Annotated in this window: 7 protein-coding genes; all 7 read right to left on the reverse strand. The window is 75.2% G+C overall.

Annotated elements, in window-relative coordinates; translation table 11 throughout:
* Nucleotides 1-14: 14 nt before the first annotated feature.
* The 7 genes from IE246_RS14375 to IE246_RS14405 all read right to left on the reverse strand — a co-directional run bounded on the left by IE246_RS14375 (nt 15) and on the right by IE246_RS14405 (nt 24,115).
* A complete protein-coding gene (locus IE246_RS14375; RefSeq protein ID WP_189990772.1) occupies nt 15-3,497 on the reverse strand; it encodes an SDR family NAD(P)-dependent oxidoreductase in 3,483 nt (1,160 codons plus the stop codon).
* The gene (locus IE246_RS14380; protein ID WP_189990773.1) at nt 3,494-19,210 is read right to left on the reverse strand and encodes a type I polyketide synthase; all 15,717 of its coding nucleotides are present in this window, start codon (nt 19,208-19,210) and stop codon (nt 3,494-3,496) included. The genes IE246_RS14375 and IE246_RS14380 overlap by 4 nt, the downstream gene beginning before the upstream one ends.
* A gap of 25 nt (nt 19,211-19,235) precedes the next feature.
* Nucleotides 19,236-20,033, reverse strand: coding sequence for a thioesterase II family protein (locus IE246_RS14385; protein ID WP_189990774.1), 798 nt, complete (start codon nt 20,031-20,033; stop codon nt 19,236-19,238).
* Nucleotides 20,034-20,151: 118 nt separating this feature from the next.
* On the reverse strand, nt 20,152-20,400 hold the full coding sequence (locus IE246_RS14390) for an acyl carrier protein (RefSeq protein WP_189990775.1): 249 nt from the start codon (nt 20,398-20,400) through the stop codon (nt 20,152-20,154).
* Between the two features lie 13 nt (nt 20,401-20,413).
* Complete coding sequence (locus IE246_RS14395) at nt 20,414-21,814, reverse strand: MBOAT family O-acyltransferase (RefSeq protein ID WP_189990776.1); 1,401 nt, start codon at nt 21,812-21,814, stop codon at nt 20,414-20,416.
* Between the two features lie 198 nt (nt 21,815-22,012).
* Nucleotides 22,013-23,620: a radical SAM protein gene (locus tag IE246_RS14400; RefSeq protein WP_189990777.1), complete on the reverse strand. Its 1,608-nt coding sequence runs from the start codon at nt 23,618-23,620 to the stop codon at nt 22,013-22,015.
* Nucleotides 23,621-23,761: 141 nt separating this feature from the next.
* Nucleotides 23,762-24,115, reverse strand: a complete 354-nt coding sequence (locus tag IE246_RS14405) for a VOC family protein (RefSeq protein WP_189990778.1) — start codon at nt 24,113-24,115, stop codon at nt 23,762-23,764.
* Between the last annotated feature and the right edge of the window lie 38 nt (nt 24,116-24,153).

The raw sequence follows: 24,153 nt of genomic DNA on the forward strand, positions 1-24,153 counted from the left end.
CTGCTCCGTCGTCGTCAGTTCGATCGTGCTGCATCGAGTTCGGCCAGCAGCGCCGCCATGCGCCGTTCGGCCTCCGCCTCGGTCATGCTACCGACGCGAGCAGTCACCGAAGTCGCCGGCTCGGCCGGGTCCGGCGACACCGTAACGCGTCGGGCCAGGAAACGCACGACGGCGGCGATCGACGGATGGTTGAAGGCCAGCGTCGCCGGAACCGGGACACCCAGTTGACCGGAAAGCCGATTCCGGAGCTCGACCGCCGCCAGGGACCCGAGTCCGAGATCGCCGAACGACCGGTCCAGCATCGGGTCCCCGACCGGCCGGTCGACCACCGCGGCGACCGCCGCCCGCACCACCGCCGCCAGCTCGCCGGAGGTCCAGGACCTTCGACTCTCGCCGATCGGCTGTGGCGTCGGCAGGTCCGACGCCACCCGCTCGTACAGGCTGGCGCCGGAGCCCTCCTGCCGGCACCAGCGGGCCAGGCGGTCCCAGTCGACCCGGCCGGCGACCGCCTCGGTCGCGTCGGCCGCCAACAGCGCCTCGAGCGCCGCCAGCCCGGTCGTCGCGTCGAACGGCGCGATGCCGTGCCGCGCCCACTGCGCGGCAAGGTCGGCACCCGCCGCCTCCGCCATGCCCGAGCCGGCCCAGGTGCCCCACATCACCGACAGTGCCGGCTGCCCCGCCACCCGCCGCTGTCGGGCGATCGCGGACAGCCCGGCATTGGCCGCGGCGTAGAGGCCGGTGCCGACCAGCCCGCACAGCGCGGTGATCGACGAGAACAGCACGAACGCGTCGAGCGCACGGCCCCGGGTCGCCCGGTCGAGCGCCAGCGCCCCCTCGGTCTTGGCCCGCAGCACCCGCTCGACCTCCGCCGCGCCGGCATTCGCCAGCAGCGTGTCGGCCGTCACTCCGGCGCAATGGAACACCCCGGCCAGCGGCACGCCGTCGGCGTCGAGCGCCCGCAGGATCGCGGCGATCGCGACCACGTCCGAGACGTCGGCCGCCTCGGTGCGGACCCGCACGCCGCTGGCCCGCCATCCGGTCGCCTCCGGCAGATCGCGGACGGTTCGGCCGACCAGGACCAGCTCGCACGCGCCCCGCTCCACCAGCCAGCCGGCGACCGCCCGGCCGACGCCGCCGAACCCGCCGGTGACCAGATAGGCGGCGTCGGGGCGGACCGAAAAGCGCCCGGCGGGCACCGACAGCGGCACGACCCGCGCCACCTCGCGGTCGGCCGGACCGTGGCGCACCAGTTCCTCGCCGTCGTCGAGCCGCAGCTCGGCGGCCAGCGCGTTGCCGGGATCCGGCTGGCCCGGAATCAGGTCGATCCGGCGGCAACCCAGGTCGGCGTGCTCGATGGCGACCGCCCGGCCGAGCGCCAGGGCCATCGCCGGCAGCACGGCCTCGCCGGTTCCGCCCTCGGTGACGATCCGCAGCGGCCGCGGTGCGTCGGCCAGGGCCCGCACCAGGTCCAGCAGCCCGGCCAGATGCCCGGCGTGCCCTGCCGGGTCGAGGTCCCCCACCAGCCACAGGACCGGCGCCACCGGATGGCGGCTCAGATCGCCCGGGCCGTCGGCCAGCACCGAGCGGATGCCGGCGCGCGCCAGCCCGGGCGCGACCCGGTCGGCCAGCGCGCGATCGCCGAACAGCAGGACCTGCGCCGGCGCCGGCCCCAGGGTCGCGGTGCCGGCCGGCTGCCAGGCCAGTCGATGCAGGAAATCCGCCGGCACCGTCGGCAAGACCGTCTCGGCCCGTGCCGGACCGCCGAGATGCTCCGGCCAGTACCGGCGATGCTCGAACGGGTAGGTCGGCAGCCGCAGCCGCCGGGCCGGACGGCCCTGCTCGGCCAGCCAGTCGACCGGCTGCCCGGCCGCCGCCGCCCGACCGAGCGGCGTGACCGGTACCGCCGGCCGGCCGGCCACGAAGGCCCGCAGCCGGTCCCGCCCTTCGGCGGTGTCGGCGGCCTCGACCACGCAGCGCCGGGCGAACGCCCTGCGCCCGAGGTTCAGGGTCGCGCACAAATCCGGCCAGGGCATGTCGTCGTGCAGCGCGGCGGCGATCGCGCCCGCCAGCGCGGCCAGCGCGGTGTCGGTCGCCGCGCTCAGGCACAGGACCCGGGTCCGTCGGTCGGCCGATGCTGCGGCCGCCGGCTCCGGCGCCGGCCCCAGGATCAGGTGGGCGTTGGTGCCGCTCATCCCGAAGGCGCTGACGCCGGCGCAGGGCGCGTCGGCCGGCCACGGCGTCTCGGCGGTCACCAGTTCGATGCCGGACTCGTGCGGGTCGATGTCGCGGTTCAGCGCCGCGACCGGCCGGGTCGGCGGGATCGTGCCGGCGCGCCGGGCGAGGATCGCCTTGACCAGCGCCGCCATGCCGGACGCCGCCTCCAGATGCCCGAGATTAGGCTTCAGCGCGCCGACCCGGACCGGCGCCGGCCGCCCCTGCCCATAGACCGCGCCGATCGCCTCGGCCTCGATCGCGTCTCCCAGCCTCGTGCCGGTGGCGTGCGCCTCGACGTAGCCGACCTGCGCCGGCGCCAGCCGGGCGTCGGCCAGCGCCGCCCGCAGCACCGCCTGCTGGGCCGGACCGCTGGGCGCGGTCAGCCCGTTGCTGTGGCCGTCCTGGCCGACCGCCGAGCCGTGGATCACCGCCCAGATCGCGTCGCCGTCGGCGACCGCGTCGGACAGCCGCTTCAGCACCAGTGCACCGGCGCCCTCGCCGCGCACGAACCCGTCGGCCGCGTCGTCGAACGAGCGGCAGGCCCCCGACGGCGACAGCAGGCCGCTCTGCCGTACCGCCCGCGAGACCAGCGGCGACAGCACCAGGTTGACCGCCGCCGCCAGTGCGGCATCGCACTCCCGCCGGCGCAGCGACTGGCAGGCCAGGTGAACGGCGACCAGCCCGGACGCGCAGGCGGCGTCGACCACCATGCTGGGGCCGCGCAGGTCGAGCAGGTAGGACAGCCGGCCGGGCATCAGGCTGTGGAAGCTGCCGGGGATCGCGTTGGCGTCCAGCCGCGCCGGGTCGGTCAGTTGCCACCAGGAATAGTCGCTGTTCTGGGCGCCGAGCCCGAGCCAGACCCCGGTGCGGGTGCCGGCCAGGCCGCCGCCCGCCCCGCCGGCGTCCTCCAGCGCGGTCCAGGCGGTCTCCAGCAGCAGCCGCTGGTGCGGGTCCATGGCGATCGCCTCGGCCTCGGCGATCCCGAATGCACCTGCATCGAAACCGGCGACATCGGCCATGAAACCGCCGCGCCGCAGATCGCCGTCGGCACCGTCGAACAGGCTGGCCCGGTCCTCGGGAACCGCGCCGACCGCGTCGTAGCCTACTTGCAGCCGCTCAAGGAACGCGTCCGCGTCATCGGCACCGGGAAACCGGCAGCCGAGCCCGACCACGGCGATCGGCTCGTGCGCCGCGTTCTGCATCGCCTCGAGCCGCGCCTGCATGCGCTCGAGCGCCAGCATCGCGCGCTGCAGCGCGTCCTCGTGCGGATTCGCGGTCGTCACGGCTCGTCCCCCAGCAGCCGGTCGATGCTGGCCAGTTGCGCATCGAGTCGGTCGAGCAGAGTCACCGTCACGCCATCTCCTCCGCCGTCGGACGCCCCGGAGGATGGCACATTCGACCCCCGGTGTTCCTCCCCTATCGGGTTCAGCCGGTCGACCAGATGTCGGGCAAGGGAATCCGGCGTCGGGAAATTGTAGGCGAGGGTGCCGGGCAGGCGCTGGCCGAGGCGCCGGGACAGCACACCCGCCAGGTCGGTCGCCATCAGCGAGTCCAGGCCCTGCTCGCTGAACGTCCGCTGCCGGTCCAGGTCGCCGGCGGAGCGCAGGCCCAGGACCGACGCCGCCGCCTCGGCGACGATCGCATCGATCGCCCCCGGCAGGTCGGCCGGCGAGACCGCGGCGACGTCCGAGGGCGGGGCCGGAACCTCGGGCTCGACCTTCATCGCAGCCTTCGGCATCACCCGGGCCAGCAGCGGCGGCGCCGCCTCGGTGCGGGCCGCATAGCTCCGCCAGTCGACACGCAGCGCGATCAGGTCGCCGGTCCCGCCGAGCACCGCGTCGAGCACTTCCATGCCCTGAGTGGCGGACAGCGGCTCCACCCCCCAGGACCGCCAGACCGCCCGGCTGCGTTCGCCCAGCGTGGCCCCGATGCCGATCGCCCACGGTCCCCACCGTACCGACCGGGCCGGCAGGCCGAGCGCGCGCCGGCGCCGGGCCACGTGGTCGAGGGCCGCGTTGGCGGCGGCGTAGGCGCCCTGGCCGGCCGACGGCAGGCTCGCCACCACCGACGAGAACAGCACGAACGACCGGACCGGCAGCCCCCGGCTCAACCGGTCAAGCACCCGCGCCCCCTCGACCTTCGGGCGGAACACCCGTGCCAGGCGCCCGGCGTCCAGCTCGCGCAGCGGCGCGTCGTCGAGCACGGCCGCGGCATGCAGGACCCCCTCGATCGGCGGCAATCGGCGCGCGGCCTCGGCGAACACCGCTTCCATCGCCGCTGCGTCGGCGACGTCGGCGGTCGAGACCACGGCCGCGGCGCCGGCCGCATCCAGGGCGGCGCCGGTGTCGTCGGCGATGCCGGCAGGATCGACCAGCACGAAGCCGCGCACCCCGCGGTCGAGCAGGTGACGCACCACGGCTCTGCCGATGCCGCCGGCCGCCCCGGTGACCAGCCAGGTGCCCGCCGGCTCCGGCGCCGGCTCGTCCGCCAGCATCACGCTCAGCCGGCCGACGACACTGCCCGCACCCAGCCGCCGGAACCCGTCGGCGGCGGCCGTCCGGTCGACAGCCTCGACTGGCACCGGCGGCAGCCGGCCGTCGGCGACCGCCGCCATGACCGCGTCGAACAGCGCGTCGAACCGCTCCGGCTCGTCGCGGGCCAGGCGGTCCAGGTCGACGTCGTCAGGGTCGCCGCGCCGGGTCAGGTCGACCAGCCGGCCGCCGGGTGCCAGGGCTTCCGCCGCGGCCGCCCGGGCGGTGTCGTCGAACGCGCCGATCGCGACGCCGACGCCGCGCCCGCCGGTCGCCGCCCGCACGGCCTCGCCGAAGCCGCCGTCGCGGGAGCTGCCGACGACCGTCAGGCCGAGCGCCCGCAGTGCCGCGTGCTTGGCCGGGCCGGCGGTCGCCAGCACCTCGGCCCCGAGCATGCCCGCGACCGCCGCGGCCGCCAGCCCGACGCCGCTGCCGGCGGCATGCACCAGCACGGTCTCGCCGGCCCGCAACCCGGCCCGCTCGACCAGGGCGTGCCATGCCGTCAGGCCGGCGACCGGCAGGGTCGCCGCGGCCGCGAACGACAGGTGACCGGGCTTCGGCCGGACCAACCGGGCCGGCCCCATGACCCGGTCGGCAAGCGCGCCGCCGCCGGGGACGTAGCAGACCACCGGGTCGCCGACCGACAGCCCGGCGACGCCCGCGCCGACCGCCGCCACGGTGCCGGCGGCGTCGGACCCGAGCCCGGCCGTCGCTGGCATCCGGCCGTACACGGCCAGCACGTCGCGGAAGTTCGGGGCGGCGGCGATCACCCGGACCGCCACCTCGCCCGGCCCGGGCTCGGCAACGACGGCCGGCTCCCAGCACAGGCTTTCGGGCTCGCCGGGCCGGCCGACCGCCAGTCGCCGCGGGCCGTCCGTCGCGTTCGCCGGCAGGTCCGCCAGCCGCGCCGCATGGCGCCGGCCGGCGCGCCAGGCGGTCATGGTCTCGGGCCCGTCGTCCGCGGCCTCGGCCTGCAGGACCGCCAGGGAATCGTCGGCCGGGTCGAGGTCGACCAGCCGGCAGGACAGGGCCGGATACTCGGCCTGGATCGCCTGGGCGAGACCCCAGGCCCCGGCCCCGCCCTCGGCGAGCGCACAGATCTCCGCCGCCGGCACCATCGCCCCCCGGGTGACCAGCAGCAGCCGGCTGCCGGCCGCGACCCCGTCGAGCGCCTCGATCGCCCGCGCCAGGGATTCCGGCTCGGCCGCAGCCGAGGGCTCGATCAGCAGCGCCACCACCGGCGCGACGTCGTCGACAGGTCCCGCATAGCGCGCCGCCAGGGCCGCGGTCCGGTCGCCGGTGGCGATCAGCCGGACCGGGCCCGCGCCGGCGCGCGGCATCGCCACCGGCTCCCACTCCACCCGGCCGAGCCACGGCGCCGGTGCCGTGCCATGCCACGCCCCGGCCTCGATCCGTTTCAGCACCGCGCCTTCGACATCGGCGAGCAGCCTTCCCTCGGCGTCAGCCAGCCTGATCCTCGCCGTCATGACCGCGCCGTCCACTGACCGATTCGCCACCGCATGCAGAAGCATGGATCCCGTCGCCGGAACCCCGGTCAGCGTCAGCCGCTGCCAGCCGACCAGCATGAATGGCTCGTCGGCCGCGGGGTGCGCCGCCGCCGGCAGTTGCGCCATCACCTCGAACAGGGTGGCCGGCAGGCCGAACGCAAGCGGATCGTCGTCGGGCGGCAGGGTCACCGCCGCAAGCAGCTCGCCCGCCCCGCGCCGAATCCGCTCGATCCGCCGCAGCCGCGGGCCGAGCGCGAAGCCGCGCGCCTCGAGGTCGCGGTAGAAGTCGTCACCGGCGACCGTCTCGCCGCAGCGTGCCTCGACCGCTGCGACATCGAGTAACTCGGACGGCACCGGCGCCAAATCCCCGACGCGCATCTCCGAATGCCGCACCCACTCGCCGCCGTCGGCCTTCGAGTACAGCGCGGTCAGCCCGTCCCGGCCCTCGACCACCTGCAGGTCGCGCGGCGCCTCCAGCACCAGCGCCGCCGGGAACCCGGCGTCCGCCAGCACCGTCGCGCCGGCTGCCGCCCGGTCGAGCGCCGCCGCCACGAACGCGAGGTGCAGACCGACATGCACGAGGCCGCCGCTGTCCTGCAGCCCCGGGACCTCGGGCGGGCCGAGCCGGTCGGCGTAGGCCGGCGCCGTCAGGCCCGGCGAGTCCAGCTTCGTCGCGAACCACCGACGTCGGCTCGGCCCGACATCCGGTCGCCCGTCGTCGAACCAGTGCCGGGTCTCCCGAAACGGATAGGCCGGCAGCGGCGCCGCATCCCTCGGCCGGGCCCCGGTGACCGCCCTCCAGTCGACCGGCGCGCCCAGGGTCCAGGCGGTCGCCGCTGCCGTCCGCAGGGTCGCGACGTCGTCGGCGTCGCGCCTCAGGCTGGCGATCCAGCTGCCGCCCTCGACGCACTGCCGGCCGAGCCCGCACAGCACCGGCTGCGGGCCGATCTCGACGAAGGTGTCGCAGCCGAGCTCGGCGAGCGCCGCCATGCCGTCGGCGAACGCGACCGGCTGCCTCGCCTGCCGGCGCCAGTAGCCGGCGTCGAACGCCGTCCGCAGCGCCCCGTCCAGGTTCGAGGCCACCGGGATGGTCGCCGGGCGGAAAGCGATCCGTCCGGCCGCCCGCTCCAGCTCGTCGAGGGTCGGGTCGAGGCGAGCCGAGTGGAAGGCGTGGCTGACCGCCAGCGGCCGGCCCTCGACGCCGCGCGCCGCCAGCCGGGAAGCCGCCGCATCGATCGCCTCGGTCCCGCCGGTCAGCACGATGTTGTCCGGGCCGTTGCGGGCGGCGATCTCGACCTCCGGGCCCAACAGGTCGGCGACCGCCGCCTCGGACGCCGGTACCGCCAGCATCACGCCGCCGGCCGGCAGCGAGCCCATCAGCCGGCCGCGCTCGACGATGAAGGCCGCGGCGTCCTCCAGGCTCATCGCGCCGGCGACGCAGGCTGCGGCGATCTCGCCGACGCTGTGCCCCAGCACCGCCTCCGGCACCACGCCCCAGCTCCGCCACAGCGCCGCGAGGCCGCAGCCGACGGCGAACAGCGCCGGCTGCGCATGCTCGGTCGCGACCACCGGCAAGGTCCCGTCCAGCAGGCTCGTCAGCGGTACCGGCAGCCGGCCGCGCATGGCGGCGGCGCAACGCTCGATGGCGTCGCGGAACACCGGCTCGTGCCGGTACAGCGACCAGGCCATACCCGGGTGCTGAGCGCCCTGGCCGGTGAACAGGAAGGCTATGCGCGGGGTGCCGGCGCGGACCGGGACCGCCTCTGCCAGCGCCCGCCGCAGCCCCTCGCGGTCGGTGGCGGTCACCGCGACCCGCCACGGCAGGCCGGTGCGTGACAGCGCCGCCTCGCGGCAGGCGGCCACCGTGTCGGGCGCCGACAGCACCGCCTCGCCGATCGCCGCCAGATCGTCTGCGCGCCGGGCCGACAGCGGCAGCACCAACGGTGCGGTCCCCGCTTCGCGCGGCGGCTCGACGGGCGGTCCTGCCTCGACCACCAGATGGACGTTTGTGCCGCTGGCCCCGAAGGCACTGACCCCGGCGATCCGGCGGCCGTCGACCGGCCGCCAGTCGGTCTCCCCCGTGGCCACCGCGACATGCTCCGGCGGCACCCGGATCTGCGGGTTCAGGCTTTGCAGATGCAGATGCTTCGGAATCCGTCCGGCGCCGAGGCCGGCAACCACCTTCAGCAGCCCGGCGATCCCGGCCGCCGCCTCGGCATGGCCGATATTGGTCTTGATCGAGCCGACCAGCAGCGGGTCGGCGCGGCCGTCGCCGTAGACCGCGTCGAGGGCGTGCATCTCGATCGGGTCGCCGAGCGCGGTGCCGGTGCCGTGCGCCTCGACATAGGACACCGCCGCCGGCGCGACCCCGGCATCGGCCAGCGCCGACCGGATCACCGCCTCCTGCGCCGCCCCGCTCGGCACCGTGAAGCCGCCGGACGCGCCGTCATGATTGGCGGCGCTGCCGCGGATCACCGCCAGGATGCGGTCGCCGTCGGCCTCGGCGCGCGACAGCGGCTTCAGCACCACCAGCCCGCAGCCTTCGGCCCGGACGTAACCGTCGGCGCCGGCATCGAAGGTCCGGCAGCGCGCCTCCGGCGACAGCATGCGGGCACCCTGCAGGATCGCCGTGGTCTCGGGCGCCAGGACCAGGTTGACGCCGCCGGCCAGCGCAGTCTCGCACTCGCCGCCGCGCAGCGCCCGGCAGGCCAGGTGCACCGCCATCGCCGACGACGAGCAGGCGGTGTCGACCGCCAGGCTCGGCCCGCGCAGGCCGAGCGCGTGCGAGATCCGGCCGGCCGCCACGTTCAGGAACTGGCCGCCGACGGCATGGGCGTCGGCCCGGCCGGCGGCCCGCGCCATCGCCGCGTACTCGGTACCGGTGATGCCGACGAACACCCCGGTGCTGGTGTCGCGCAGGGACGGCGGCGACCAGCCGGCGTTCTCCACCGCCTCCCAGGCGGTCTCCAGCAGCAGCCGGTGCTGCGGGTCGATCTGTGCCGCCTCGCGCGGGCTGATCCCGAAGAAGTCGGCGTCGAACCGGTCGACCGCGTCGAGCCAGCCGGCCTGCCGCAGCGCCGGCTCGGCCGGCACCGGCCCGGTCCGCCGTCCCTCCGGCAGGTCGACCACGGCGTCGACCCCGTCGAACAGCAGGCGCCGCAGCCCGTCGAGGTCCCGTACCCCGCCCGGCAGCCGCAGCCCGGCGCCGACGACGGCGATCGGCTCATGGGTCGCGGCCGGAGCCTCGAACGCCGTCTCCGCCGTCGCATCCGGCACCAGCCGGGCCGCCAGCGCCACCACATTCGGCGCCTCGAACAACGCCGAAGTGGGCAGCTCCAGCCCGTACTCCCGCTCGACCGCCCGCCGCAGCTCGACCACGCCGAAGCTGTCGAGACCGAGCGCGAAGAACCCGCGCTCCGGGTCGATCTCGGCCTCCTCGACCCCGAGCAGGCCGGCGACCAGTACCCGCAGCCGGGCGGCGACGGCCGGGCGCGGCGGCAGGGAAGCCGGCGCCGGCGGCTCGGCGGTCGGCGCCCTCTCCGACCCGAGCCGCGACAGCAGCGGACGCGGGCACCGGCCCTCGTAGACCGCCCGGAACGCATCCCAGTCGACGTCGGCGACCACCGCCTGCGGCCGGCCGGACGCCGCCAGCGACCGCATGGTCGCGAACGCCCGCTCGGCCGGGATCGCCCGGATGCCGAGCCGGTCGAAATCCGCCGCTGCCGCGTCGCTGAGCATGCCCGCCACGTCGAAGCGCGCCCAGTCGACGGCGGTCGCCGGCAGCCCCTCGGCCCGGCGACGGTGCGCCAGGGCGTCGAGCGCGGCGTTGCCGGCGGCGTAGCCCGGCAGGTCGCGGTCGCCCCAGACCGCGGCGGCCGAGCCGAACAGCGCGAACAGCTCGACCGGCCAGCCCCGCTTCTGCCAGCGCCGCGACAGCCGGTCGAGCACCGAGGCACCGGCCAGCTTCGGCGCCAGCACCTCCGCCGTCGTCCCGTCCTTCACCCCGGCGGCATGCAGGATCCCGGCGACCGGCGGCATGGTGGCGTCGATCGCCCCGGCGACCGCAGCCATCGCTGCTTCGTCGGCCACGTCGGCGGCGAACACGCGGATCTCCGCCCCGGCGTCCCGCAGCGCCGCCGGCAGCCCGTCCGGCCCGGCGGTGCGACCGACCAGGGCCAGGTGCCGGGCGCCGGCAGCGACGAGGTGCGTCGCCAGCGCCAGTCCGAGAGCGCCGAGCCCGCCGGTGATCAGGTAGGTGCGATCGCCGCGGATCGGCATCGGCTCCGGCAGGGTCGCGGTGACCGGCGCCAGCCGCGGTGCCAGCAGCCGGCCGCCACCGATCGCCACCTGCTCCTCGCCCGCGAGGGCCGAGACGACCGCCGCCGCCTGGTTGGCCGGCAGCGCTGTCGGGTCGAGGTCGATCAGCCCGCCCCAGCGCTCCGGCTCGCGCAGCGCCAGCACCCGCCCGAGGCCCCACAGCGCCGCCGCTGCCGGATCCGCGGCCTCGCCGCACGCCGCCTGGGCGCCATAGGTCAGCACATGCACCGGAACCGACGAGGCGGCGACCAGGGCCTGCAGCCCGTCGCACAGGGCGGCGGTTTCGTCCTCGCGGCAGCCCAGGCCGTTCGCCCAGATCACGCCCGCGGTCGGCTCGTCGCAAAGGTCGAGGCCGGCTGCCCGCAGCGCCGCCGCCAAGGCAGGATCGCCGCCGACCAGCCGCCAGGTACCGCCCGGCGCCGCGCTTGGTTCGGCAACCTCCCAGACGATCTCGTAGACGTGGTGCGGCGCCGACGGCCGGCCGGCCCGCGAGGTATCGATCCAGTCGAGCCAGTGGCGCTTGCGGGCGAACGGCGTGGTCGGCAGGGCGATGCGCCGGGCCGCCGGCTCGTTCAGGAGCGCCGCGAAGTCGACCTGCGCCCCGGCCTGCCAGGCCCGGCCGGCCGCCTCGAACAGCAGGCGCCGGTCGTCGCCGTCGCGCGCCAGGCCGGGCACCAGGGTCGCCGTGTCGAGCACGGCGCCGGCCAGGGTCGTCAGCACCGGCTGCGGGCCGAGCTCGACGAACACCGTGCATCCGAGTCCGGCCGCCGCCCGCAGGCCGTCGGCGAAGCGCACCGCCGCGCGGGCGTGCCGGCGCCAGTAGCCGGCATCGAACTCGGTGCGCGGCGCCCCGGTCAGGTTGGAGATCACCGGGATCGCCGCCGGCCGGTAGGCCACCGCGCGCGCCGCCGCCACGAAGTCGTCGAGCATCGGCTCGAGCAGGGCCGAGTGGAAGGCGTGGCTGACGGTCAGTGGCCGCCACGGCATCCCGGCTTCGTCGAGCGCCGCGCTCAGCCGGTCGAGGGCGTCGAGCGGGCCCGACACCACCGTGTTGGCCGGGCCGTTGACCGCCGCCACCGACAGCGACGGCTCGGCGGCCAGCAGCGGCGCCACCTCGGCCTCCGGCGCCAGCACCGCCCGCATGCCGCCGCCGGCCGGCAACGCCTGCATCAGCGCACCGCGCCGGACGACCAGCGCCATCGCGGCGTCCAGCTCCATCACCCCGGCGGCGACCGCGGCGGCGTACTCGCCGACGCTGTGGCCGAGCACCGCGGCCGGCTCGACGCCCCAGGAGCGCCACAGCGCCGCCAGCCCGCACTCCAGTGCGAACAGCGCCGGCTGGGCCAGGGCGGTGCCGTCGATCGATGCGCCTGCATTTTCCTCGAACATCGCCGCCAGCAGGCTGCGGCCGAGCAGCGGCGTCGCCACCGCCTCGCAGCGGTCCAGCACCGTGCGAAACACCGGCTCGGACGCGTACAGGCCGCGACCCATGCCGGCGTATTGCGCGCCCTGGCCGGTGAACAGGAACGCGACCTTCGGCCGCTCGGCGGCGCGTACCGGCGCCAGGGCATGCAGCCCGGCCCGCAGTTCCTCGGCGCCGTCGCCGAGCGCGAAGCCGCGCACCGGCAACCCGGCCCGCGACGCGGCGGCGGATCGCGCCACGTCGGCGAGGTTGCCGTCGTCCAGCATGACGGCCACGGCCTCGCCGAGCGCCGCGAGGCCGGCCGGATCGCGGGTCGACAGGGGTACGATCCGGAGCGCCGGTGCCACCGCGGCCGGCTCAGCCGGTGCCGCCGCCTCCAGCACCACGTGGGCGTTGGTGCCGCTGGCCCCGAACGCGCTGACCCCGGCGAGCCGCGGCGCGCCCGCCGGCCAGTCGAGCGGCGCGGTCGGCACCAGCAGGCCTATCGCATCGGTGCGGATATGCTCGTTCAGGCGGCCGAAATGCAGGTTCGGCGGGATCCGCCCGGCCCGCAGCGCCAGCACGGTCTTGATGAAGCCGGCGATGCCGGCCGCCGACTCGGCGTGGCCGATGTTGCTCTTCACCGAGCCCACGACCAGCGGCCCGTCGCGGCCCTCGGCCAGCAACTCGGCCAGAGCCTGCGCCTCGACCGGGTCGCCGAGCCCGGTGCCGGTGCCGTGCGCCTCGACATAGGCGATGTCCGCCGGCGCCGCGCCGGCGTCGGCCAGAGCGGCCCGGATCACCCCGGCCTGGGCCGAGCCGTTCGGCACCGTGAAGCCGCTGGCCCTGCCGTCGTGATTGACCGCGCTGCCGCGTACCACCGCCAGGACCGGGTCGCCGTCGGCCAGCGCCCGGTCGAGCGGCTTCAGCAGCACCATGCCGCAGCCCTCGGCCCGCACGAAGCCGTCGGCGTCGGCGTCGAAGCTGTGGCAGCGGCCGGTCGGCGACAGCATTCCGGCGCGCGACAGGATCACCGAGGTCTCGGGCGCCAGCACCAGGTTCACGCCGCCGGCGAGCGCCGCGTCGCACTCGCCGTCACGCAGCGCCCGGCAGGCCAGGTGCAGCGCCACCAGCGACGACGAGCAGGCGGTGTCGACCGCCAGCGCCGGCCCGGTCAGGCCGAGGGTGAACGAGATCCGGCCGGCCGCGGTGTTGGCCGGCTGCCCGGTGATCGCCTGGGCCTCCAGGTCCTCCGGCCGGCCGCAGCGGGCGAGGGCGGCGTAGTCGCTGCCGGTGATGCCGACGAACACGCCGGTGCGGCTGCCGGCCAACCCTGTCGGGTCGATGCCGGCGCGCTCGACCGCTTCCCAGGCGGTCTCCAGCAGCAGACGCTGCTGCGGGTCCATGAAGGCGGCGTCCTTGGGCGGGATGCCGAAGAACGCCGCGTCGAACCGGTCGACCCCGTCCAGGAAGCCGCCCCAGCGGCTGGCGATAGCGCCGGGCGCATCCGGCCGGTCGGCGGCCCACTCCCGCCAGTCCCAGCGCGCCGCCGGCACCTCGGTGACGGCGTCGACGCCGTCGAACAGCAGGCGCGCGAACGCGTCCGGGTCGCCGACGCCGCCGGGGAACCGGCAGCCGATGCCGATGACGGCGACGGCGTGGCTGGTCGCGGTAGCCGGCGCGGACGCAGGGGCCGGTGGTGCCGCGTCGGGCGCCAGCCAGGCCGCCAGCGCCTCGGCCGTCGGATGGGCGAACAGCGCCGCGGTCGACACCGGCCGGCCGAGCGCCTCCTCCAGCCTGGCCCGCAGCCGGACCGTCATCAGGCTGTCGAGGCCGAGGTCGAAGAAGCCGCGATCGGTCGGCAGGGCGTCCGCCGCATAACCCAGCGCTTCGGCGACGACACGGCGTACCGTGTCGAAGGCCGAGCCGTCGGCCGACGGTGCGGTTTCGGGGCGTGATGCCGCCCCGGCCGGTTCCGCCGCCGGCAGGTCGCGCAGCAGCGGGCTCGGGCCGTGCAGTTCGTAGACTGCCCGGAACCGCGGCCAGTCGACATCGGCCACCACCGCATGCGCCCGGTCGGTCCCGGCCAGCCGCCGGGCAAGGTCGAAGGCGGGCGCCGGCGCCATCGCCCGCAGCCCCATCTCGGCGAGCGCGGCGTCCTCGGCCGCGTCGAGCAGGCCGCGCACCGTGAACCGGCCCCAGGCGACGCTGAGCGCCGGGTACCCGGCGGCGCGCCGTGCTGCGGCGACGGTGTCCATGGCGGCGTTGGCGGCGGCGTAGGCCGCCCGGCCGCTGGCGCCCCAGGTCCCGGCGGCCGACGAGAACAGCAGGAACAGGTCGACGCCGTCGCGCCGGGTCAGCTGGTCCAGGATGCGGGCGCCGTCGAGCTTCGGGGCCAGCGCCGCCACCGGGTCGTCCGAGACGGCGCCGGCGGCATGGATCACGCCGGCCAGCGGCCAGTCGCCGAGGCCGGCCAGCGCCGCCTCCATCTCGGCCCGCGAGGCGACGTCGGCGGCGACGGTCAGGATCTCGGCGCCGGCCGCCTCCAGCACCCCAATGCGATTCGATGCATCTGCATTCGGCTGCCGCCGGCCAAGCAGTGCCAGATGCCGGGCACCGCGCTCCACCAGCCACTCGGCGACGGCGAGGCCGAGCGCGCCGAGGCCGCCGGTGATCAGGTAGACGCCGTCCGATCGCACCGGCGGGCCGTCGCTGACCGGTGCCGGCAGCGCCTGCAGCCGCGCCGTCCGCCCGGTCTCGCCGTCCCAGCGCGCCGGATCGGTCAGCAGCGCGCTCAGCCCGTAGGCCCTGCCGGCGGCCGTCGCCGGGTCGTCGGGCGGCCCGGCGACCGACAGCCGTCCGAACCGCGGCTCGGCGACCAGCGGATCGAGCGTCCGGCAGGCCGCCGCCGGGTCGCCGGCGGCTTCGAGGACCGTCTCGTCCCAGGTACCGGTCTCGGGGACCGGGTCGCCGGCCGCGAGGATCAGCCGGCGCGCGGCGGCCCGGGCGACGATCAGGCTTTGGCGGTCGCCGTCCGGGGCGACCTCGACGGCGTCGAAACCGCATTCGCCCAGCAACGTCCGCCAGCGATCGGCGTCGAGCAGCGCACTGGCCGGCCTCAGGTCGCCGTCGGCGAACCGCCACCAGCCCTCCAGGGTGCCGAACACCAGGTCGAGCCAGCCCGGTGCGCCAGTCACCTCGCCGAGCAGCAGCAGGCCGCCGGGCCGCAGGGTGGCGCGGGCGTGCGCCACGGTGGCCCGCAGATCGGCGGTCGTGTGCAGAGCGTTGACCGCAACCGCGACGTCGTGGTCGGCGCCGATGCCCTGAGCCGCCGGATCGTGCTCGATGTCCAGCAGGCCGGTCGCCAACCCGGGCGCGGCGCCGAACCGCTGGCGGGCACGGTCGAGGAAGGCCTGCGAGACGTCGGTGAACAGGTAGGAGCCGGCGGCGGGCAGCAGCGGCAGCAGGTGCGCCGACGTGCCGCCGGTGCCGCCGCCGATCTCGACCACCCGCAGGCCCGGCCGGCCGTCGGCGATCGCCGCGAACGCGGCCCGCAACCGTTCGGCCAGCCCGGCCGCGAACGGCGAGCGCTGGTACACCGCCTCCAGCCGCTCCATCGAGCCGCCGGGGAACAGCAGGCCGACCGGGTCGACGGTGCCCGCGAGAATGCCGGGCAACGCCTCGCCGACCGCGCGGACCACCGCCAGCTCGGCGGCAGCCTGCGGCCAGGCGGCCTCGATCTCCGCGACCAGGGCTTGCGGCTCGGCATCGCCGGCGCCCGCCGCCAGCGCCCGCAGCGCGGCGAGCTGGCGGTCGCGGAACGGCGGCGCGGCGGCCGTCGTCGAAAGCCCCTGCAGCGCCCGGGCCGCGTAGGCGCCGGCCAGCCGGTCCAGCGCCGCACCCAGGCCCGTCGGCGGTTGCGGCGAGGGCAGGCCGCCGACCAGCGCCGCCGGATCGGGCAACTCGCCCACCCGCGGTTCCCAGGCAACCTCGTAGGCCCATTCCGGCATCGCATCGCGCAACGGCACCGGCCAGTACGACCGGCGCTGGAACGGGTAGGTCGGCAGCAGCACGCGCCGGCGCGGCAGGCCGCGGTCGACCGCCCGCCAGTCGACCGGCACGCCGGCGACGAACAGGGAGGCCAGCGCGCCCAGCACCTCGGCCCAGGCGTCGCCGGCGCCGATCCGGACGTCGCCGTCGGCGCCGCCGATCGCCACGACCAGGGCGTCGTCGCCGGCATCATCCGCGAACGGCACGCCCCAGTCGGTCAGCAGCCGGCCGAGCGCCGCGGCCGGGTCGGCCTCCGCCAGCGCGTCGGCGAAGGCCGGGGCCAGCCGCGCCAGGTCGTCGAGGCCCGAGGGCAGCGGACCGTCGCCGATCCGCAGCGCGACGGCCGGCCGGCGACCAGGCTTCACCGCCCCACGCCAGCTTCCGGCCGGTTCTTCGCCGCGGGCCAGCGCCGACAGATGCAGTCGCATCGTCCCGGTGTCGGGCGCCAGGACGGCGGCGCGCTCGTCGAACGGATCGCGGCCGGTGTTGGCGGTGAAACAGGCATCCGCGAGTTCTTCCGGCAGCGCCTCGGCGTAGCGGGCCGCCAGCTCGGCCAACGCCGCCGCGGTCTTCGCCGTCAGGGTCAGGACGTGCAGCGGCCGGTCGGCCGGCGGCTCGCCCGGCGCGATCCCGGCCGCGGCCAGCCGGTCCAGCGCCGCGCGCAGGCAGTCGGCCGCCGGCTCGGCCCGCCGCAGCAGCGGCACCGCCGGTCCCGCCCGATCGAGCGCCGCCAGCCCCTGCTCGACCGCGCCAGACAGCACCGGATGCGGCGACACCTCGACGAACACCGCGTCATCGGGAAGGCCCGCGACCGTCTCGGCGAAGCGCACCGGCTCGCGCAAGTTTCGGCCCCAGTACCGGGCGTCGAACGCCGCCCCATCGAGGGGACCGGCCGTCACCGTCGAATGCACCGGCACGCTGCCGGGCCCTGGAACCAGGCCGGCCAACGCTTCGACCAGCCTTGGCCGCAGCGGATCCATGGCCGGGCTGTGGTAGGCGACGTCGACCCGGATCGGCTGCACCGTCACGCCCCGGGCCACCAGCGCCTCGGACGCCGCCGCCACCGCCTCGGTCGGCCCGGCCACGGTCACCGCCGCGGGCGCATTGGCGCCGGCGATGCAGACCGCCGGATGACCGGCCAGCGCCGCCTCGGCCTCGTCCCAGGGCAGATGCACCAGCGCCATCGCGCCCTGTCCTGCAGCCTCGGCCTGCAGGCGGCTGCGGTGGAACACCACGCGGGCGGCATCGGCCAGGCCCAGCACGCCGGCCGCCTGCGCCGCCGCCACTTCGCCGAGGCTGTGGCCGACCACGGCGTCGGGCCGGTAGCCCCAGGATTCCAGCAGCCGGGTCAGCCCGACCTGCACCGCGAACATCAGGCACTGCGCGACCGCGGTCTCCGACACCCGGGCCCGCGCCGGCTCGGCGACCAGCAGGTCGAGCACCCGCCACTCGTCGGTCAGCGTCGCGAACGCCGCGTCGCAGGCCTCGACGGTGGCCCGGAACGCCGGCTCCGACGCCAGCAGGTCGCGGCCCATGCCGGCCCATTGGGCGCCGTTGCCCGAGTAGACGAACACCAGCCTGCGGGATGCGGGTCCCGGCGCCGGCGGCTCGACCGGCTCGGCCCGCCATTCCTCGACCACGGCGTGGCTGTTGGTGCCGCCGAAGCCGAACGAGCTGACCCCGGCGCGCCGCGGATGACCGGTCTCCGGCCACGGCTCCGGCGCGGTCGGCACCCGCAGGTTCAGGGCCGGGAAGTCGATATGCGGGTTCGGCGCCAGGTAGTGCAGGCCCGGCGGGATCGTGCCGTGCCCGAGCGCCATCACCGTCTTGATCAGGCCGGCCGCGCCGGCCGCCGCCTCCAGGTGGCCGATGTTGGTCTTGGCCGAGCCGACCACCAGCGTCCGCTCGCGCCCTTCCGCGGTGCCGAGCACGGCGCCGAGCGAGCCGGCCTCGATCGGGTCGCCGAGCATGGTGCCGGTGCCGTGCGCCTCGACATAGTCGACCTCGGCCGGCGGCACCTTCGCGGCGGCATAGGCGTCGCGCAGCACGCCGCGCTGGGCGTCCGGGCTGGGCGCGGTCAGGCCGTTCGACGGGCCGTCGTTGTTGACGGCACTGCCGCGCAGCAGCGCCAGCACCCGGTCTCCGTCGGCGATGGCGCGCGACAGCGGCTTCAGCACAACCACCCCGGCGCCCTCGCCGCGGACATAGCCGTTGGCGCGGGAATCGAAGGCCTTGGAGCGGCCGTCCGGCGCCATCGCGCCGAACTTGGTCATCGCCACCGTGCTGTCGGGGGTGAGGATCAGGTTCACGCCGCCGGCGACCGCCAGCGTACTCTCGCCCGACCGCAGGCTCTGGGCCGCCAGGTGCACCGCCACCAGGGAGGACGAGCAGGCGGTGTTCACCGTCAGGCTGGGGCCGGTCAGGCCGAGCACGTAGCTGACCCGGTTGGCGATGATCCCGGTGTCGCGGCCGGTCGCCGAGTGCTGGGCGATGGCGTCCAGGCCGCCGGCGATCTGGCCGTACTCCGACCACATCGCCCCCATGAAGATGCCGGTGCGGCTGCCCTGCAGGCGCGACGGCGGCATCCCGGCGCGCTCCAGCGACTCCCAGACCAGTTCCAGGATCAGGCGCTGCTGCGGGTCGGCCTCGACCGCCTCGCGCGGCGACATGCCGAAGAACAGCGGGTCGAAGCCGTCGACCCGGTCGAGATAGCCGCCCCAGCGGGTCGCCATGCGACCGGGTGCCGCCGGATCGGGGTCGTACAGCGCGTCGACGTCCCAGCGGCTGCGCGGCATCTCGCCGACCGCGTCGACGCCGTCGACCAGCAGCCGCCAATAGGCCTCGGGGTCGGCAGCGCCCGGCAGCCGGCAGGCCACGGCGACGATGGCGACCGGATCGTCCTCGGCCATCGGCCGCATGGCGCCCGGGTCGGCGGCCGGGTCGGCCGCGCCCGACAGGAACCGGATCAGCCGCGCGGTGGTCGGGTGATCCCAGACCAGGGTCGGCGGCAGCGGCCGGCCGAGGCGCTCCGACAGCACCCGGATCAGCCCGGATGCCGCCAGCGAGTCGAGGCCGTAGCGGCTGAACCGCTCATCGAGATCGAGCGCCGCCGGGGCGATCCCGACCGCCGCCGCCACCGCGTCCGCGACGACGCCGCTCAGGTCTTCGGGATCCGGGACCTGGGCCATGCCGTCTGCGCTCCCGTCGCCGGGATCAGGAACCGGCGCCGCCCGGCGCCCGTCCGGTTCCGAGATCGGCAGCGACCATGTCGGCGAAGGCGCGCAGGAACGCCTCGCGCCGCTCGTGCAGATAGAAGTGACCGCCGGGGAACCGCCGCATCGCAAATCCTCCGGTTGTCAGCTCCTCCCAGGCTTCGAGGCCGTCCGCCGTGGCCCGCGCGTCGTCCACGCCGCCGAACGCGGTGATCGGTACTGCGAGCGGCGGCTCGGTGGCGAAGCCGTGACGCTCCAGCACCGTCAGGTCGGCCCGGATGACCGGCAGGAACAGCGCCATCAGCTCCGGCTCCGCCAGGATCGCCGCCGGCAGCCCGCCGAACCGGCGATTCAGCTCGGCGACCAGTTCGTCGTCGGGCAGGACATGCAGCGGCGCCTCGGCGGTCGGCACGGTCGGGGACCGGCGGCCGGAGACGTACAGCCGTTCCGGCGCCGGCAGGCCGCGGCGCCGCAGCTCACGCGCCAGCTCGAAGGCGACCAGCGCGCCCATGCTGTGGCCGAAGAACGCGAACCGCCGGTCGAGATACGGTTCGACGGCGGCGACCAGCCGTTCCAGCAGGGTCGCCATGTCGGCGACCGGTGGCTCGGCGATCCGGCCCTCCCGGCCCGGCGGCTGGACTGCGAGCACGTCAACGCCGTCCAGCGCCGCCGGCCAGTGGAAGTAGCTGGATGCGGCACCGCCGGCATGCGGGAAGCAGAACAGCCGGACCGCGGCCTGCGGACGCGGCCGGACGCGCGCGAACCATTGGCTCTGCGGTCCCAGTCCATCCATCGGCATCGCGTCCCTCCGCAACCTCAGGCGGCGCCCGCTCCCCGCGCGACGGTATCACGCTGCCGCCCGCGCCATAAATTACATTCCGGACGCATCGATACGACTCTTCGTTGCAGCACGCCGATCAGGCACCCGTGGCGAGCTGGCGATCGACCAGCCCGGCCAGCTCGCCCACATTCCTGACCGTGTAGGCGTCACGCCTCGGCAGGACGATGTCGAAGCGTTTCTCGACGGCGTTGATGATCATCAGATGCGCCAGGGAATCCCACAGCGGCAGGGTCGCAGAGCATGTATCCGCATCGATCTCGGCGCGATCGACGTCGAGGGTCTCCGCCACCACCGCGCACACCGTCTCGAACCGTTCCGCGCTCACGCCCGCCTCCAGCTCAAAACCCCTGGTAGATCAGCACCGGCACGTCTCCCTGCCGGACCAGCAGATAGTAGGCGATGGCGACGACCTGGGCGACGCCGGCCGCCATGACGATTCCGTCACGCCGGGCAACGGCCTCGAGCCGTCCGCAGGCGATCCCGACGCCGGTAAGCGAACCGATGCCGGCGGCGACCGCGATCGCCGCCACCACCACGCCCACGGCCTCGGCGACGCCGCCGGCTCCGAGCTGTGCCGCGGTCGCGGCGACGACGCCCAGATCGGCCCACAACAGGACCAGGGCGAGCGCGAACCAGGACAGCGCCAGGGTCCGGGCGGCGACGCCGTACCAGCGCCGGGCCATCAGCGCGCCGTAGCCGCGCCGCCCGAGCCGCTGCAGCATCCAGACCTGCCAGGCCTTGTTCAGGCTGACCCCGAGGCCGAGCAGCAGGCCGTAGGCCACGAAGGTGGCGCTGGTGCCGTGCCACACGCCCATGACGAAGAACGTCAGGAAGTACCCGACCGCCCCGAGCCAGGGTACCGCGGCCGGCCGGTCGACCACCCGCAGCAGCTCCTTGGTCGCCGGGTTGAACAGGTAGAACTTGAACCACTCGGACAGGGTGATGTGCCAGCGCGACCAGAAGTCCAGGAAGTTGCGGGCCAGCCACGGCCGGTCGAAGTTCTCCGGGATCTCCAGCCCCAGCAGCCGGCCGAGGCCGACGACCACCCCCATGTAGCCGGCGAAGCTGGCGTAGAGGTGGAGGCTGAAGGCCAGGGCGGCGAGGCCGAAGGCGATGCCGCCGCTCGCCGACCGGCAGGCCAGGAACCCCTGGTGGGCGAGCCCGGCGACCACGATCACCAGGAAGGCGCCCTCGAGCACCCGGCGCATGCCCTCGTGGACCGCGTCCTCGGTCGGCGGGGACATCGGCTCGGCGAGCTGCGGCGCCAGGTGCTCGTAGCGCTGGATCGGGCCGGCCAGCAGGTTCGGGAAGAACAGCAGGTAGCCGAGATAGCCGCGGACCCCGATCGGCTCGGTCAGCTCGCCCTGGCCGACGTCGACCAGCAGGTGGACGAGCCGGAACATCACGTAGGACAGGCCGAGCAGCACCACCGGCTCCGGCCGCGGCAGGCCGAGCGCCACGTCGTTCTCGCCGAGCAGCCAGAACAGCGTCACCGCCGCCGCGACCGCCGCCGGCAGAACGCCGGGGCGCCGGACCGCGACCACTGCGCGCAGCAGGGCGAAGCCGGCGGCCACGAACACCGCCATCCCGGCCAGCGAGATCAGGTCGAGCGCCGCCGCCGCGAATCCCAGGCTGGCGACCAGCAGGATCAGGTCGCGCCGCACCCGGCCGCGCAACGCGTGCACCGCGACGACGGCCAGGAAGGCGACGGCGAGGAAGACCGGCGAGACGACGGTCATGCGGGGGAGTGGTTCATGGAGGCGAGCCCGCCGGCCGACGGGCCCTGCATGGGTCCCGGCTCTCCGCGGCTGCGCCGCTGCGGCCGGGATGAGGTTCGGGGGGCAACCGTCTTCCAACCCTCATCCCGGACCGGCGCGCCGCAGGCGTGGCGGAGCCGGGACCCATCGGGCGATCCTGCGCGCGAACCCGGGACACGGTCACTCGGCGGCGACCGCCGCATCGGCCGGCTTGCCGAGCGATCGCAGCTGCGCCTTCATCAGGCCGTTGATCTCGTCCTGCTCGCGCCGGATCTCGGGGAAGGACAGGCCCTGGTCGTACAGGTAGGCCATGTACCAGAGGCTGGTGTCCGGATCGACGTGGGTGCTGGTGTCGATCGACTGGAACAGCTCCAGCTTGATCTCGGCGGCACGGTCGTGGGTCATGGTGTCGTGCGCCCACTTGCCGCCGTCGCCGGTCAGGCCGTACCGCTCGCGCTGCTCGTGCACCAGCGTGTGCGGCATGTAGTAGAATTCCTTGAGCGAGTAGTAGCGCACGCCGTTGTCGCGGATGAAGTCCACGTTCTCCTGCACGGTCGCGTCGGTCTCGCCCGGGAAGCCGAGCACGAAGGCCGCCAGGTAGTCGATGTCGTATTTGTTGAGCAGCTGCACGCCCTTGGCGAACTGCGCGCCGGTCGCCCGCTTGTTCATGTTCTTCAGGATCCGGTCGCTGGCCGACTCGATGCCGAGGTAGACCCCGCGGCAGCCGGAATCCTTCATCATCGCCATCACCTCCTCGGTCACGTACTGCACCCGCAGGAACGAGAACCATTCGAAGGGGTAGTCGGCGAAGATCCTGACCAGTTCCTTGAAGCGGTGCGGCGGCACGTTGAAGGTGTCGTCGATGAAGATCACGCGGTCGACGCCGGGGATCCGCATGACCGAGTCGAGATGCGCCCGCACCGTGTCTGCGTCCACGGTCTTCCAGGGCCCGGCGGTGGTCGGGTAGGAGCAGAACGCGCAGGAGAACGGGCAGCCCGCCGCCGTGCGGATCTGGATGGTGCGGTTCAGGAACGGCATCTCCAGCCGGTCCCAGGTCGGCGGCACGTCGGAAAGCGCCAGCAGCGGCGTGTTCCACTGCGTCCCGGTCGCCGCGAACGCGCCGGTCTTCAGCGCGCCGTCGATCCAGGCGAGGTTGTTCACGGTGTCGGGGCTGCGCCCGGCCCGGCGGGCCAGCAGCAGGTCGCGCAGGTCGGGCTCGGAGTTGAAGGCGTGCAGCACGTAGCGGAAGCCGTATTTCCGCATCCGCGCCTCGAACGCCGCCGGGCTCTGGTGGATGGTCTCGGCATTGGCGAAGGCGCCGCCGAGCACGATGTCCATGTCCGGGTCGAGGCCGCGCAGCCGCTTGGCGACGCCGCCGACCTCCTTCCAGGACAGATAGAAGGTGGAAGACAGCCCGACCAGCGGCGGCGTCGCGCAGTCGCGATACGCCTCCTCGAACCAGTCCCACTCGGAATCCAGGTTGTTGATCAGCCGCACCCGCAGGCCGAACTGCGCCAGGTAGTTGGCGAGGTGGACGCCCGCCATCGAGGCGAGGTTCCAGATGTTGTACATGCCGCGCCGTTCCGGGTAGCTGGCGTCGGCAAAGTATTTCCCGAAACGCTTGTGGTTCAGGTAGTCGAGGTGCGACCGGAACCGGCCGCCGTGGTGCACCATGCGCGGGTAGACCAGCGACTTGTAGAGGTCGAGCCGGTCCAGCGGCAGGTCCCCGAAGCCCTCGTAGTCGACGACGTTGGACTGGGTCACCAGGATCAGATCGAGGTCAGCCATGCGTCGCCTCGTCCTCGGTGCGGGTGCCGCCTTCGCGTTGCACGAACGGCGGTCGGGGAACGGCGGTCGGGGCCGGCGGGGCCACGCCCGAAGTTCACCGGCCATCCGCCCTCGTGTCAATGTTCGCGCAAAACGCGCAGCTCAGGCGACTGACCAAACCGCCAGCTCGTAACCGTCCGGATCGAGGAAATGGAACCGCCGGCCGCCGGGAAACTCGAAGACCGGCCGGGCGATCGTTCCGCCAGCGGCCTCGACCCGGCGGAGCAGGTCGGCGAGATCGTCGCCGTACAGCACGACCAGCGGGCCGCCGGGCCGCGGCGGCGTCAGGGTGGTGAACCCGCCCTTCATGCGGCCGTCGGAGAACTCGCAGTATTCCGGCCCGTAATCCGTGAAGGTCCAGCCGAAGGCCCCGCCGTAGAACGCCTTGGCGCGGGCGATGTCGGCGACGCCGAACTCGACGTAGTCGATCCGCCGGTCGCTGTCGGTTGCCGTCATGATCGCCTCACCGGATGTCTCGATGCGGACACTGTGCC

It is taken from the genome of Thalassobaculum fulvum (assembly GCF_014652915.1).
In the GTDB taxonomy this organism is placed as follows: domain Bacteria; phylum Pseudomonadota; class Alphaproteobacteria; order Thalassobaculales; family Thalassobaculaceae; genus Thalassobaculum_A; species Thalassobaculum_A fulvum.